General features: G+C 56.0%; 9 protein-coding genes. 3 read left to right on the top strand and 6 right to left on the bottom strand.

What is annotated here, in order from left to right; translation table 11 throughout:
* Positions 1–538: 538 nt before the first annotated feature.
* The 3 genes from AC1DKH_RS01580 to AC1DKH_RS01570 all read left to right on the top strand — a co-directional run bounded on the left by AC1DKH_RS01580 (position 539) and on the right by AC1DKH_RS01570 (position 7,059).
* A complete protein-coding gene (locus AC1DKH_RS01580; protein WP_477797225.1) occupies positions 539–2,407 on the top strand; it encodes an ATP-binding protein in 1,869 nt (622 codons plus the stop codon).
* Positions 2,408–2,514: 107 nt separating this feature from the next.
* The gene (locus AC1DKH_RS01575) at positions 2,515–2,844 is read left to right on the top strand and encodes a hypothetical protein (RefSeq protein WP_477797224.1); all 330 of its coding nucleotides are present in this window, start codon (positions 2,515–2,517) and stop codon (positions 2,842–2,844) included.
* A gap of 96 nt (positions 2,845–2,940) precedes the next feature.
* Entirely contained in the window at positions 2,941–7,059 is a 4,119-nt protein-coding gene (locus tag AC1DKH_RS01570; protein ID WP_477797223.1) for a hypothetical protein, read from the top strand.
* 463 nt (positions 7,060–7,522) lie between these two features.
* On the opposite strand, the gene AC1DKH_RS01565 is transcribed toward AC1DKH_RS01570, so the two are convergent.
* The 6 genes from AC1DKH_RS01565 to AC1DKH_RS01540 all read right to left on the bottom strand — a co-directional run bounded on the left by AC1DKH_RS01565 (position 7,523) and on the right by AC1DKH_RS01540 (position 14,686).
* Positions 7,523–8,368: a LysR family transcriptional regulator gene (locus AC1DKH_RS01565; protein ID WP_477797222.1), complete on the bottom strand. Its 846-nt coding sequence runs from the start codon at positions 8,366–8,368 to the stop codon at positions 7,523–7,525.
* A 95-nt stretch (positions 8,369–8,463) separates the two neighbouring features.
* Entirely contained in the window at positions 8,464–8,727 is a 264-nt protein-coding gene (locus AC1DKH_RS01560) for a DUF2790 domain-containing protein (RefSeq protein WP_477797221.1), read from the bottom strand.
* Positions 8,728–8,898: 171 nt separating this feature from the next.
* Positions 8,899–10,185 carry an SLC13 family permease gene (locus AC1DKH_RS01555; RefSeq protein WP_477797220.1) on the bottom strand — a complete coding sequence of 429 codons (1,287 nt, stop codon included), beginning with the start codon at positions 10,183–10,185 and terminating at the stop codon, positions 8,899–8,901.
* 69 nt (positions 10,186–10,254) lie between these two features.
* Positions 10,255–11,202 carry a D-2-hydroxyacid dehydrogenase family protein gene (locus AC1DKH_RS01550; protein WP_477797219.1) on the bottom strand — a complete coding sequence of 316 codons (948 nt, stop codon included), beginning with the start codon at positions 11,200–11,202 and terminating at the stop codon, positions 10,255–10,257.
* A 470-nt stretch (positions 11,203–11,672) separates the two neighbouring features.
* Positions 11,673–13,829: a methylmalonyl-CoA mutase gene (gene scpA / locus AC1DKH_RS01545; protein ID WP_477797218.1), complete on the bottom strand. Its 2,157-nt coding sequence runs from the start codon at positions 13,827–13,829 to the stop codon at positions 11,673–11,675.
* Positions 13,826–14,686: a Pnap_2097 family protein gene (locus tag AC1DKH_RS01540; protein ID WP_477797217.1), complete on the bottom strand. Its 861-nt coding sequence runs from the start codon at positions 14,684–14,686 to the stop codon at positions 13,826–13,828. Before AC1DKH_RS01540 ends, scpA begins: the two co-directional genes overlap by 4 nt.
* Between the last annotated feature and the right edge of the window lie 256 nt (positions 14,687–14,942).

The following is a 14,942-nucleotide window of genomic DNA, read 5'->3' as shown; positions in this document are numbered from 1 at the left end:
ATGGAGGGATCCAAGGCCGATGCAGTGCCAAGAGCAAAGTCAGGTACACACCTCCCGATAGAGGCTACAGAGTGTCCGTCGGTGCAGGCTTTCCGATCCCTCTTGGCGTAAGGCCGCTTTCGATCAAGAGTGTGTAAAAACGCTCTTGGGCCTCATCGTCTTGTAGCGACGTTCGTTGGTTGAGCGATTGCACGGTTAATGCCGTGAGTACTATCGGTAGCGACCAGAAACACGTCAAAGCCAACGCGTTAACGGGCAATATTTGCTCCCGAAGGACTGGCTTCAACTTTTGGTGAGCGCCTCCGATAATGATCACATCCATGGGGACAATGGGCACAGTGTCTGACCGTTTCCACATGCGGTGATTGTGCAAAATCAAAAGCGGCCAGACTGGCGCGCGATGAAACAGGCAACAACGGGCTGTGTCGATCGCTCTAGCGGTCGATAATCGGCAAAATCCAGCCGCTCGGCTGACAGCCGGTGTTAACTTCACGCATGGTTGCCTGTTCGGCACTGTTCATCAGAAATGGGCAAAGGAATGAGTTCAAAGAAAATGACCGGCGAGAACAAGGACGCCTTTCTCGGCGCGGGCAAGGGCATAGACAAGGTGCGCGCCTCGAAAGCCGGGCATGCTTTCCACGAGGCCTGGGCGGCACGTATGGCATTAGAGTTACTGTTGCCACGAACCGATCTAGCGTCAATTACCCTAGAAGGCTTTGAGGAGGTCGATGAAGCCGGCCTGGATAGTGGCGCGGTCGAAATTGCCGATCTGGTCCGCTACTACGGTCATGCGGAGGTGGCGTATGCCTCTCGAGTGGACATCATTCAATTCAAATATTCAATTGCCAGTGCCGAGGTTGCTGTTCGGGCAGCAGTGCTAGCAAAGACACTCACGAAATTTGCACAGACCGATGTTGAATTACAAACACGCCATGGCCAAGCGCATGTTGAGCAGGTCGTTCATTACGATTTTGTGACTAACCGACCGATTCATCCCCACCTGATCGAAGCACTGCACGCGATCATCTTAGGTGAGAAAAGAACCGGTGACGTTGGTCGGCAACAAACGCAAGTGGCCGATGCACTTAATGACTACCCGCACGACCGCCGACGCCTGCTCAAACGCCTCTCGCTGTCGGGTGCTCGTGGCTCTCTACGTGAGGCTGAGCGCGCTGCAGGCCAAATCTTGGCATCGTGGAGTGCGACCAATGATCCACAAGCCGAAACCCGCCTGCTGAAACTGCGCAGTCTTGTACGCAGCAAGGCATCGGACTGGGACGGCGACAAACGGATTAATCGCGTCGCCGTACTGGCAGAACTCGGTATCGCCCATGAAGAACAGCTCTACCCGACAGAGGACGCCTTTCCTCCGGTGGTCACGGTTATCGCGCGCCCCATTCTCCAGGACGCCTTGACCCTGATCCGAGAACCCGGACTGCCTCTGGTGATCCACGGCTCCGGAGGCATGGGCAAAACTGTGCTCATGCAAAGTCTCGCCGACGCCCTGGGTGAGCGCGACCATGTGGTGGTGTTCGACGGTTTTGGTGCCGGTCGCTGGCGAGACCCTGCGGATGGTCGGCATCGATCGGAGAAAACGCTGATTCACTTAGCCAACTTGTTGGCCGGTCACGGCCTGTGCGACATCCTTTTACCCACTGTCGAACCCGTAAGCCTGCTGCGCGCCTTTCGACAGCGCTTGGTACAAGCGGTCACGACACTACGCCAGGTCTCGCACGATGCCAACGTGGTGATTTTGCTTGATGCTATCGATCACTCCGCGATGGCTGCCAAGGAAACCTATTCCCACTCGTTTGCACATGCCTTACTGCGTAGCCTGGCGGTCGAACCTATTGCGGGAGTGAACATAGTCTCCTCCTGTCGCAGTGAGCGCCTCGAGATGGCTGTGGGGGCGACTGAACATCGCACGTTGGCGGTTCCCTCTCTTTCCACTGACGAGTCTCGGCGATTGATCTTGGCCCGTGTGGCGGGTGCCTCCGAGGTAGAAATTGCGGCACTAGTAGGACGCTCCGGTGGCAATGCGAGGTGCTTGGACACACTTCTAAGCGGAGGGCGCCCGTTCGACCTGCCTGTCAGTCTGGAGGAGCGAACCGCTACACCTGGCGAGCGTCTTGATCAGATGTTGCGTCAGCGAATTGAGGCCGCCCGGGCACAGGCGCGTTCCAAGGGCGCACTGGACAATGAGATCAACTTGCTTTTGTCCGGTCTGGCATTACTGCCACCGCCGGTGCCCATCGAGGAGTTGGCTTGTGCCTGCGGCATGCCTTCCGCGCAGGCGGAAAGCTTTGCGGCCGATTTGGCCCCACTGCTTGAGCGCACCCGCCACGGTTTGATGTTCCGCGATGAGCCCACCGAGGATGTGATTCTCGCACCCACTCCGTCGACATGACTGCCCGTAGCACAATTGTCACGGCACTCTTCGCCAGGCAGGTTGCCTCGAACTATGCGGCTCGCGCACTACCTGCCTTGCTCACCAACTTGGGTGAGGCGGACTCGTTGATCGCGCTGGCCTTTGATGAGCGCGTGCCCTTGGCGGCCACTCAAGTCAGCATCCGCGACATTCGCCTGGCGCGGATCAGCGCCGCCATCGCGCTATGTGTAGTGCAGAAGCGCCGTGAAGACCTGATCAAACTGTTGCTCGAAGCGTCGGTTGTCGCTGCAGGCCACGAGCGAGCCGACCGGTTCCTTTATGAATATCCCGACCTCACTGCCATCGCCGATGATGCCGAGGCGCTACGTCGATTGTTCTCGACTCAAGTCGGTTGGCCGGGCGGACGGCATGCGGCTATAGCCCTGGCTTATGCGTTTGGTGGCGATTTTAATTAGGCACGTCGTCATGCGCGCCGCGCAATCGAATGGCACGATCTAGCCCGGGATGGGGGTGAAAATGAAGTGTTTGAGCCGGGTAAGGCTTCGACCCGCTTGGACGAAATCGGTTTTGCCTATGTCGAAGCTCTGGCGGGCAATGATGTTCGCGTGGCTAATTTCTTTGCTCGGCAAAAGCCCGAGACCGCATTCGGTGCATTTTGTACTTTATTCGACCTGTTCGAACGTCATCTGCACACTAATCATCCACCTAGTGAGCGCCTTCGGCGGCGCCTGCAACGCTGCCGACTGGCGTCGCCTGCTCTGTGGGCTGCCGCTTTGCAGTACTCTCAGCGCGACTCGGCGCAAGACCGCCAATTCATTCGACGCCTAGCGGCTGCCTGTGAGCAGCAACCGTCAGTCCCGCTCTCACTCTGTTTGTCCGGCGCCGCTCAGGCGATTGCGTTGGCATGTCCCGGGGAGGCGAAAGCAATTCTGGCCAGCACGAATTCGGCACGCCCTCATTTATATAGTTTCGGTCGATGGGGCGGTGATGAACAGCCTGAGTTGTTAGTTGTCCAGGCCGGGTTGACAGCCGCCGTGCACGCAAAGCCAGTCACACTGATGCAACTCGTCCCGAATGAGCTGTTGCTCTTGGTACCCCGCAGTCTACATACACGGGGAGCGGCCACCTTCGAGCGAGCGCTGCGCCAACGTCTGGAGGAAGCAGCCAACGACGGCAGACGTCGACGCAAAAACAAGCTCGACTATCGGCGCCGCACAGAATATCGCAACACGCTGCAACATCGAATTGAACCGTTATTGCCCTATGCCCAGGTGATCGCTGACTTGGTGAAGGCTGCCGATGCACCGTCCGCGCGGCGGTTACTCTGTCAGGCTCTGGCGCAATTGGCGCAAGACGTTGAAAAGTCCTCGGAGTATCCCTTCACTGATGGTAAGGCCTATCGCGCCAGAGTCGGCTTTAAGGCGCTGTTTCAGGTGGCCGACGCCGTTGGGGTGATCGACGCCGAGGTGGCCTCACACATGGTTACCTGGCTCACTGATGCGCCGGGCTTCTACATACCGCAACTGACGGGGGTCATCGAGCGCTTCTCGCGCGAGGCGACCTGTCATGACTCTGCGCTCGACTTGGCAAAAGAGGTGGAACGCCGAATTCTACTGGAGACAGAGATAGGTGCGCGGATTAGCGCTTATGGTTCGTTAGCCCGAGCGGTCTGGCGAATTGCACCGGAAGAGGCGGCCGTATACTTCCGACGGCCCCTTGACTTGGCCGAAGCCGTTGGCTCAGAAGATTTTGATCGCACCAATTTCCTGCTGGAGCTCACCGGGCATTACCAGGGGCAAGAGTTAACAGCAGAGGCGGGGCATACGCTTGCACGCATCTTTGAGCTCAATCAGAACGATGATGCCAAGTTCCCTTGGTCCGAATACGCCAAAGCCATGGTACCCATCGCTGGCCTGAGCACGCTGGCGGTGATCGCCCGACTCAATGACCGGGACAACGCTGCGCTGGGTCTGTCGCTGGGCCCGAGTCTGACCCAGCTACTGCGCCACGGCAAAGTCAGTGGCGACATCGCGACGAGCCTGATTGGTCTGGCGGCGCCGATAGAAAGTTGGACTTGGTCTCTTGGGCAGTTTGCTGAACTTGCACTGACTTCGTTGCCCGCTCAGCACCACGAATGGTTCTTTGAACAATTGTTGATTGAACTCGATCGCAATGACCAATTGTCGCCACCGCGATCTCACCTCGAGGCATGGAATCGGCTGGCCGCCGAATATTTGCCCAACACCTCGCCCTCTCGGGTGCGTCTTGCGGCACTCCTAAAGCGCTTGCGCTTGGAGCCCACGACCTCACCACGTGAGCCACGGCCAAACCCGTCGGCAAGCGTGGCGATCGATCTGGCCGACCCAGTTGCTATCGATCGCATGATACTCGAGCAGGAACCTGTCAACGGGCACCGCTGGCCGTTGGGGACGTTACGCGACCTTGCGCATCTGGCAGGCCAGGAACCCCCGGCCCGGCGCTTGGCCTTCGTACAGGCCGTGGTGACCAGCGGTGTCGCCAGTCTGAGCGACAAGATCTGGGCTTTAGACAAATTTTTACCCATCTGGGGCGCTCGTTCGCCGGCCATGGACCTAGCCCTGCCAGAACTCGGACTGAGGTTGGCGCGTCTGCACGCTGAGGAGTTGCTACAATCGGAGAGCTGGCGTTCAGCAGACTGGGACGGGTTATTGAAATATTTCCACAGTGATCGCGCAGGGCTTGTCGATGCCGTGCTGGAGGGACTGGGGTCGTCCGTCGCTGAAGTGTCGGGAGATGCCTGGCTGGGATTGGCGGAAAAATTGGCCCCTGGTGTTCGGGATGCTGCTCTGGCAGAAGGACTCACACGTTTGCTGAAGCTGGCAGCAGTCACTCTGCCAGGCGAGATCGGTGATGGCCCGTGGACCCCTGAGCTGGCGTTGGTATTGAACCCAGAAGGGGTCACGGCTGGATTGATTTGGGCCCGTTTGGGGCACTCGCATGCGCCCATGCGCTGGCGTGCAGTACACGCAGTATCGCGCTTGGCGGCGGTTAAGCGATTTGATGTCATCGCCCATTTAATTCAGCGCTTCACCGATTCTGGCATCGGCCCTTTTGGTGATGCCAAGCTGCCGGCCTACCCAATGCATTCCCAACTATGGCTGTTGATTGCCTTGGCACGGATTGCCCTGGATCATCCACAACAACTCGTCGTGCACCTTCAGTTTTTCGAACAGGTGGCCTTTGCCGATAACTTTCCCCATGTCGTCATGCGTGCCTTTGCCATTGATACATTGCGCGCCTTGGCCGCCGTACTGGATCCGTCTGAACGAGACAAGCTGCTGCAACGTCTAGACAACACGAATCGATCGCCTTTCCCTCAGGTCATGGCGCGCGAATTCCAGAAACGTCGCTATCAGCCTAAGCCGGACACGGCGCAACCAGGCCCAGAGGCATTCCACCTCGATTACGACTTCACCAAGTACCATGTCGAGCGACTGTGTCGCGTATTCAGCTGCGCAGAATGGGAAATTGAAAGCCGCATGACGCATTGGGTGCACGGTTGGGATGCCAACGCCCACTCCATGTATGACGATCACCGAGCGCGGCGTTCCTACGAGAATGATTGGTCGTCGGGTTCGATGCCGGAAGTAGATCGTTATGGCGGTTACCTGGGGTGGCATGCACTCATGTTATGCGCGGGCGAGTTCTTGCAGACGCGCGAGGTAACCAGAGATGAATGGAGCGATGATGCCTGGGCCGATTTTCTTGAGCACTATCGTCTATCGTGCGCAAACGGTCAGTGGCTGGCTGAACTCACGGATCTGTTCCCCGTCGATCTTCCCGACAGCGATGCCATACCGATGCCGGAGACGGATAATACCGCCAGTGAACGCGACGATCATGCGCTACTGAAGCCGATGCTGGGCATTTCTGAAGCCCAATTAACAAGCGAATCGTTACCGGTTAGTGGGCGTTGGTCAATTTCCACGGATTGCACGGTTTCGCTTTCCAGCGTGCTTGTTACGGTCGACGACCTTTCTGCGGTGGTGATGACGCTACTGACCGAGGGCAGGTTCTTCTGCTCTCTACCTGAAGATCCGGAGTCCGTCGAAAGTCATTTCGGGGGGAGCGGTCATGGGATCCGTACCTGGATAGATGGCGTGGCACGTACCGACTCGAACCTTGATCAGCATGACCCCTACGCGTTTATCAGCGCGCAGCGTCGTCCGGCACCCAGTGCCTGGGTGCGTGACCAATTGGGGTTGGTGGCTGACGATGTGGGAGGGCGCTGTTGGTCGAACAGTACTGGGGTTTGCTTCAGGACCGAAGCTTGGGGCGCGACTGGAGGGCGAGGGGAACACCGCTGGGAAGTCGGTGGCCATCGCATCAACGTGGATCGATCATGCCTGCTGAGCCTGCTCAAATCCGAGGAGGTGAAATTGATCGGGGTACTCAAAATGCAGCGTTACCTTGCGGGACGCGCAGGAGGCACTGGCAACTTCTCCCACCGCTTACTGGTATTCACCGTCGATTCCAATGGCCGGGTCGAACTGTTCAAACGTGCTAACAAATTTGCGCGGGATGCGATAGCAGGCCTGGATAAAAAGTATAGACACGATTTTCGCCATCGCTTCGACGCCATTCGCGCGGCGTTGAAAGCCCGTCCAGGTTCGCGGGGTGTGCGCAAATAACGGCGCCAACTTTCAATACCATGCAGACTGTTTCACCTTCGGTGGAGCGAGTCTGCAATTGAGTGAGTGCTACCGCAGTCAGAGACTCCGGTAGATGTCCCTTGAGGAATGGTCCGGCCGACAATTCGCCTAAACGAACAGTGCCCCTGATGTAAGCTCTTCGTCGAACGGACCATAGCTGCTGTCTCTCTTTAGTGTGCGAACGCACCAAAGATAAAAGCTGCGCGATGGCTGGACGGAACCACTTGGGACCTCGCGGTACGCCGTTCCGCGAGAGATGAGCGCAGTACCACAGTTGCCGCGGAGTTGATAGGGAAGTGTCGGGCCCCAACCAGCATTCCAATAGACAAGTTCTGCAAGAGTGTTGTTGTTCCGTTTCGCCTCCAGCTGGCCGCCTGAAGGGGGCTATGTCGACCGACGCTGTTCCGCTTACCGTCGACTGAAAATATTCCCCGGCGTCAGGTTACCGGGCGAGGCACTGAGCCAAAAACGTCATGACGGCCTGTACTGATGCGGTATGACGAATGTCACTATGAGTCACCAGCCACACTTCACGTTCTAATGCCGGTCCAGAAATGCCAGCAGGCTTCAGTGAATATTGTTCACCGAGAAAGTACGGTAGCACTGCGAGTCCAACACCCGCTTTCGCTGCCATTGCCTGAATGTTTAGATCGTTACTGCGTAGAAGAATAGGGCGATCACCAGCCTGTTCAAGCAACCATAGCTGCTGAGGGGTTTGTTCCATGCTCTCGTCATAGGCAATGAATGTCAGTTGATCAACAGGTGTTCGATCCAGGTATTCGGCGGAACCGTACAAAGCAAATAGAATTGATGTGATTTTTCGCGCGACAAAATCGGGCTCTGTAGGGCGGCTCAAGCGAATGGCAATGTCTGCCTCCCGGCGATTGAGGGACGCGCTGCCCAGGTTCCCAAGCAATTGCAGAGAGAGGTGCGGATGTTGTTGGCGAAGCTTTCCTAGGTGTGGAGCAATCAGTGAACAGGCTAGCGCAGGTGGCGCGCTGACTTTGACCTCTCCGACAACCCCGGACTGGCCTGCTAAAGCACTTCGCTCCACTGCAAAGGATTCGACTTCCATGCGCTTACCTAGGTTGGCAATACGCTCTCCGTCCGCAGTCAGGACGTAAGCTCTAGGGCGACGGTCTACCAACTTCAGATTCAGCGATGCTTCCAGTGCACTGATTCGCCTTGCGACAGTAGCGTGATCGACTTTCAACTTGCGCGCGGCCGCGGATAACGACTGTTCCTGAGCAAACACCGAAAAGTAGCGCAGATCTTCCCAATCAAACATCACATAAGTCCTTTGCCGAGTTATGGTGCCTGCCTGGCACGTGGCAACTCGATGTTGCCACAGCCAGACTGCCGATGGACGGGGCACATAAACCATCAGTTCTGAGAGTTGCACGATTGAGCAAATTTCCGATAACTGATGCGTTGCAGGCTACCTTCGGTCGTACTGTAGGTCATGTACGCCTCGACCACTTGGCACTCTGCTGGATCAGGTTCATCCATTGCAATCACCTCGGCAACGTCGAGATTCATCGTGTAGCTATAAGGGGTAGCTGGGGGTTGCACGCTGTCTTGATCTGCATGAGCAAAAATGCTGATCGTTGCAATTACGACGGCGCCAATGGTGTTTGTAAATTTCATGATGTTTCTCCAGAAGTCACGTTGTTAACCAACATCGCCAGCCTCATTGGGTTGGCTTGTGAACATTCTGCTGAAACCTCTCTATGCTTAAAATTCCCCAGCTACGCACACGATCTATGCATTTTCGCACAAGCGAACCGGCACCTGAGCAATCACTCTGCCTGCGATCACTCAGCCCAGCACGCTCAAGAATGCCAATGTGAATACAACCGCTACACCCAACAGCGGAACCATGAAGAGTTGGTAGAAAAGTCGACTGCGTTCGGCTTCTTCTTGAACACCTGCCAGCGCCATCGCACCCGCTGAGGAGAATGGTGAAAAACCGGTCATGATTGCGCACGAAGTAATCACAGAAAACAGCACCGTTGGACTAACACCAGTCTTTGCGGCCAAGCCTGGGACGATTGGATATAACGTTGGCATGACTACGCCGAGCGTACTTGAGAAGAAGCTCATGATCCCCGCGCAGATACCCGTGGCGTAAACCACAGAGTTGAATCCGACGTGTAATCCCAGCCATTGAGATAAAGCATCGATGGTGCCGGCTCGCGTCGCGACGGAGATGAGCATCCCCATGCCACACAGCAATATGATGATCGACCACGGCACCTTAGCCAAGGCAGTGCGTTCATCTCCGATTTTGAAAATCAGCGCCAGGACTACGCCTAGCAATGAGATAAACGTTGGATCTACAGCGGTTCTGACAGTTGCGAGTAGACCCTGCCCTGGAATAATCGCTGCCAGAAGGCTCGGTACGATGACCAACCCCAGTATGACGAGTACCAAAACTACCGTTTTACGTTGTACTTCGTCTAACGGGGGTGGTGCATCCGCCACCAGGCATCGGGTCTTATAGCCTTGCAACAAAACGTAGGCTGCAACAAAAAGAACGGTCTGTACAATTAGTGAGTCCAGTAGCAGTTGGTGGGTGAAGAGTTCGGCAGTAGCGGTGTCGAAGCCCATTTGTTCGAATATCCCCTGAGTCACTCGACCTCCAAGACTAATGCTGTTGAATGTGGTGGCCATTCCTCCGCATACGACGATCACAGCGCCTAGTAGTCGACTCATACCAGTCTTGCTCGCAACTGCCATAACCAGCGGGGAGAGAAAAACAAATACAGCATAGTGTCCCGGCCCTACGCCAGAAATCAGCATCACCAATCCATATAAGGCAAAAGGAATAGCCGCAGAGCGATTGCGTGTTGCATAGACCACACGATTTGCAATTTGCTCAAGTGTGCCGTTAGCGATGGCAAAGCCGAAGAAGAACGTGACTCCAAAAATGATTAAAAACAGTTTGGTAGGCCAAAGTGAGATCAGTTCGTTCAGGGTCGTACCGGGGGTAGTAACGCTAAGGAAATAGGCGAAAACAATCGCCAATAGCCCAGTGTTCACGTTGAGCCAGTAGCCGACACCGATGGACGCCAGGATCGCTAATAAAATCAATAGGGTCAGCATCGAAGCCACCTCTTTTTTATTCTTGTTGTAGACCAGGGCCAATCGGCCCTGGGGGGAATTGCGAAGTGATCAGTGATGAGGCAGGAAGCGTGGGACATCAATACCCTTCTTCCAACCCAGTAGTGCATCAGCTGCGGCATCAGCGAACTGTGCATACATCTCATCGGTTGGCCAGCCGAGATGGGACGTGAGAATGACGTTCGAAAGACCAGTCAAGGCGTGCCCCGCTGGCAAGGGCTCCTGATCGAACACATCCAGTGCAGCGCCAGCGATCCGACCTTCTGCGAGCGTTCGCACAAGTGCGGCTTCATCGATAATCGGACCGCGCGCAGTGTTGATGATGTAGGCGGATGGTTTCATCAGGGCCAGGCGGCGCGCGTCAATCAACCCGCGCGATTCCGGGGCCAACGTGGCATGTACCGAAACGATATCAGACTGTCTCATCAGGTCATCCAGCTCCAATGCTTGGGCTCCAACCGCCGCAGCGTCTTCCGCCGTCAGCCTCGGCCCCCACGCTACGACATTCATGCCGAATACTTGGGCAACCTGTGATACGTAACGACCGATGTTACCCATACCCACAATGCCCAGCGTTTTGCCGCGCAGGACCCGAGTCATAGGCGTTGGCCATTCACCACGTTTGACGGCGCTGTCGACCCATGGGATTTCTCTCATCAAGGCCATCATCAATCCGAACGTGAACTCGCCTGCGCTGGTACAGAATCCTCCAGTGGCCTTGGCAATCACGATACCTAGCCGCTGCGCGGCCTCAAGATCGATGTGGTAAGCGTGATTACCCGTTTGAGCGATGATGCGAAGTTCCGGTGTCTGTTCCATAAACTCGGCAGTAAACAAAGTGCGCTCACGATTGGCGATGACCGCATCGTAGCCTTTCAAATCGCCGGGCCCACTAAGGGGGCCGGTGAAGATTTTGACCTGTGCGTGTTCACGCAGTCGGCGGATGCCTGCGGTATTTTCGTAGGCATTGTGAATATCGTTAAGGACGGCGATACGCATTTTCATCTTCCTCTTATTGTTAGGAGTTAAACCGGACAGTGATCTGTTGTCCAAAATAATTAGCTTGACCAATACAGGCAACGGAGTTTTTGGCCGCTTTCGGTTGAGAAAAAATCAACAACGTAGCTTAATTACTAATGCGTTATGAACTATCGGGTCGTCGCATTATCTCGATGTTAGCTAGTCAATGAATTGGCGATAAAAAATTGTTTGTTTCTGCATTATAAAAGCGTGCGGCGGTGATAATATTCATGATTTATTGTGGTGGTAATGTCAGTGACAAATATATTCATTCCGGTCGGCGCCGCAGCGTCTACTTCGGGTAGTAAATTTATATCCACGATCTATTTAGCGTCGTCGGCAAATGAAGTTTCGCAATCATTAATTCACAACAATTCTCGTTGTGTTCCCCATAGTGGCGCATTTTTGAATTGGCGGTTCCCAGTCATCGTTTACGATGAGTGAGTTAATCACCAATCGCAGTCACGTGGCGTTACTGACGGAGTAGGGCAAGTTAACGGTTCCTCAGAGTGGGGTTGATTTGATGTGCCGAGCTGCGAATGAGGGGGAACGAGCAAATCGACCATCTGTTGAATAATTTCAATCATTTCCTGTCCTGCACCGAAACAGGCCTTGACCCCCAAGTCCAGCAACTGACGCGCATCGGCTTCTGGAATGATTCCTCCCACGACCACCGATATGTCGAGCTCACGTTTTTTCAACAGGCTCAACAGTTCAGTGAGTAGTTCCTGGTGCCCCCCCGCCAGGCTTGAAATCCCGATCAGGTCCACTTGGTTTTCTTCATCCAAGGATTCCAGTAACTGAATCGGTGTTTGAAACAAGGGCAGAAGGCGCACTTCGAAGCCGGCATCGGCCAGTGCCGCAGCAATTAGCCGAATACCTCGGTCATGCCCGTCCTGGCCTAGTTTGGTCAGCAGAATCCTCGGCGGCCGAGCCTGGTGCGCGACAAAGGTCGAGAGGCGTGCACCTACCTGCGCCCAACCCGGGTGCTCACTCACAGAGGGGCCGTAAAAATCTGCGTGAAAGCTCAGGCCCTGCCGGAAACGTGGCCATACCTTTTCCAGGGCCTGGGTGCATTCGCCGAGGGTCGCCCGTGCCCGGATGGCAGCCATGGTCACCTGCAGAAGGTTGCCCTGACCGGAGCGTGCGCACTCAGTGATCGAATCCAGAAGGGTTTCAACCCGAGCGGTGTCGCGCCTCAGGCGTAAGCGACTAAGGCGTCGGCACTGTCGGGCGCGCAGTGCCTGGCTGTCCACGGCTGACGCTGACGCTGACTCTGGCGCCGCGTGCGCTTGCTCACTTGCAGCAACACGCCGTTGAATTCCGCTATCGAGTCGGACCTGGGTGGCCAGGGCCTGAAGGTGGATGGCCTGACTGATCCAACCGGACGCTATCGACTGGAACACCCCGCCCTGAGCATCAATTTCCGCCATCCGTTGGCGAACCTCCATAGCCATTTGCGCCGTCAGGGATTCCATCATGTAGGACCCCGCCCAAGGATCAACCACATCACAAAGTCCGGTTTCCTGCTGCAGGATATGCTGGGTATTGCTGGCCAACCTAGACGACGCCTCACTGGGCAAGGTCAAGGCTTCGTCCCAGGCATTGGTGTGTAGAGACTGCGTACCGCCAAATACCGCGGCCATGGCCTGGACGGTGGTGCGCGTGACATTGTTGAGCGGATCCTGAGCACAGAGTGACCAGCCTGAGGTCTGGCAGTGCATGCGCAGTGCCCGGCCTTTTTCACTCTGCACGTTCAGGGCCTGGGTGATTTCGGACCAGAGCAGACGGGCCGCGCGACACTTGGCGATTTCGGTGAAAAAGTCGCTGCCGATGCCGAAAAAGAAACTGATTCGTTCACAGAAACTTTGCAGGTCCAGCCCGCTTTTTTGCACCTCCTCGGCATAGGTTCTGGCGTTGACCAAGGTCAATGCCAGCTCCAGCACCGCATCCGCACCGGCCTCCTGAAAGTGATAGCCGGACACCGAAATCGGGTTGAACCGCGGAACGTGTTCGTTCAAGTAGCCGATCACATCCGTGGTAATGCGCATTGAGGGTTGTGGCGAAAAAATGTAGGTGTTGCGTACCGTGAACTCTTTGAGAATATCGTTCTGGATCGTGCCGCTGAGTTGAGTCGCAGCGACGCCGGATTCTTCTGCGGCAACGATGAACGCTGCCAACACCGGCAGCACTGCGCCGTTCATGGTAAGTGACACCGACACCTGGTCCAGAGCAATGCCGTCTAGCAGTTCGGCCATGTCCTCGACGCTATCGATGGCGACACCAGTCTTGCCGACATCCGCCTGCCATTGCGGATCACTTGAGTCGTAACCGCGATGAGTCGGCAGATCGAAGGCCAGTGATATACCCGTTGCGCCCTCGGACAAACGTTGCCGCAGACGCTGATTGCTGGCGTCGGCACTCGCGAATCCGGTGTACTGGCGCACGGTCCAAGGTTTTTCCGGGTACATGCTCGAATAGGGGCCACGCACAAAAGGCGCTTTGCCGGGCAGGCTGTGCAGGTGCTCGAGACCGTCCAGGTCACTGCCGTGGTACACCGGCTTGAGTCGCAGGCCTTCGGGCCGCCAGAGAGGAGGATGGCTCATGGTCGGCTGCAATCGGAGAGGTGGATTTTCCGGGTGAAAATGTCAGCCAGCTTGAAGAGGTCGCTGCGCCGATACACTTCACACCAGTGCAACTCTCGATGACCTGACTGGCCGGTGTGCAGTCTGAGCTGCACGCTGTCGCTGATATTGAGGTTGCCGTAGAAGTGCAGCTCGCGTTGACGAATGTGGCCGGGGCGGCGCAATCCCAATAGGGCCCATTCCGCACGTTCGACCAGGGCCTGAAAGTTGGCGAAGTACAGAAGGTCGGCACCGTTGAAGTCGATGTCAGGGCAGGGCGTAAAATCAAACACGCGCGCTTCGGTTGATTGACGGTCAATGCCGAAATGACTGCACCAGTCGCCGCTGCGTATTCGACGATTGTCGGCTTGCAGTGCTTGCAACGCCTCAGGTAGCGGGGTCGCGGGTACTTGAGTGCCGTTCAAACATGCTTTGCTGACACTGCGATTATCGCCCGGTACTTGACGGCTCACAAAGGTGGACAGCAATGCCAGTTGCCCCACAAGGCGATCACCCAGTCTAACCTCATGTTCGCTGTAATGCCGGGCCTGTCCACCGCGCCCGATCCGCGTATGAATCTGGAACGAGCGATTCTCGATGATGGCTTCCAGCTGTAAATTCCACGTTTTGACTGCGGTGAACGCGGCATAGGCGATGCGCCCTTGCTCATCGACGAAATCAGGCAGAGGCCGATCATGCAGTTGGGCCAGTGCGAGCCAATGTTGATGCCCGCATTCTTTCAGTAACCAGTTTTCCGATAGGCCGGTGAAGGCCAGGTTGGGCATCGAAGCCAGGTAGGTTTCTGAACGTGAGACGGTGAAAGCAGAGGTTGTCGGCATGGTAGGCATCCTGGATCTGCTGTTATCGATGGCCCGTTTGGCTTATCGGTTGCAGCACTCAGAAGCGAAGGTCGTGCCAGCACGTTGATGGTTTCAAGCTAATCGCTAACTATTTGATAATAAATATTATTTTTAGTGTCCAATACGCCTGGGCATCGCTGATGGCGTCGCAGAAATTACGTAATTGCGTGGAAATACGAATTTTCGTAGAGGCTTTTACGAGATTGCGTGGTCAAGTGCCAAACCATGCCCACGA

Source organism: Pseudomonas sp. 05L36 (genome assembly GCF_056398125.1).
This window is presented reverse-complemented; position numbering and strand designations above follow the sequence as displayed.

Bases quoted from the DNA above. Each gene is read 5' to 3' on its own strand.
- AC1DKH_RS01580 (WP_477797225.1), top strand. From the start codon at position 539: ATGAGTTCAAAGAAAATGACCGGCGAGAACAAGGACGCCTTTCTCGGC.
- AC1DKH_RS01565 (WP_477797222.1), bottom strand. From the start codon at position 8,368: ATGTTTGATTGGGAAGATCTGCGCTACTTTTCGGTGTTTGCTCAGGAA.
- AC1DKH_RS01560 (WP_477797221.1), bottom strand. From the start codon at position 8,727: ATGAAATTTACAAACACCATTGGCGCCGTCGTAATTGCAACGATCAGC.
- AC1DKH_RS01555 (WP_477797220.1), bottom strand. From the start codon at position 10,185: ATGCTGACCCTATTGATTTTATTAGCGATCCTGGCGTCCATCGGTGTC.
- AC1DKH_RS01550 (WP_477797219.1), bottom strand. From the start codon at position 11,202: ATGCGTATCGCCGTCCTTAACGATATTCACAATGCCTACGAAAATACC.
- scpA (WP_477797218.1), bottom strand. From the start codon at position 13,829: ATGAGCCATCCTCCTCTCTGGCGGCCCGAAGGCCTGCGACTCAAGCCG.
- AC1DKH_RS01540 (WP_477797217.1), bottom strand. From the start codon at position 14,686: ATGCCGACAACCTCTGCTTTCACCGTCTCACGTTCAGAAACCTACCTG.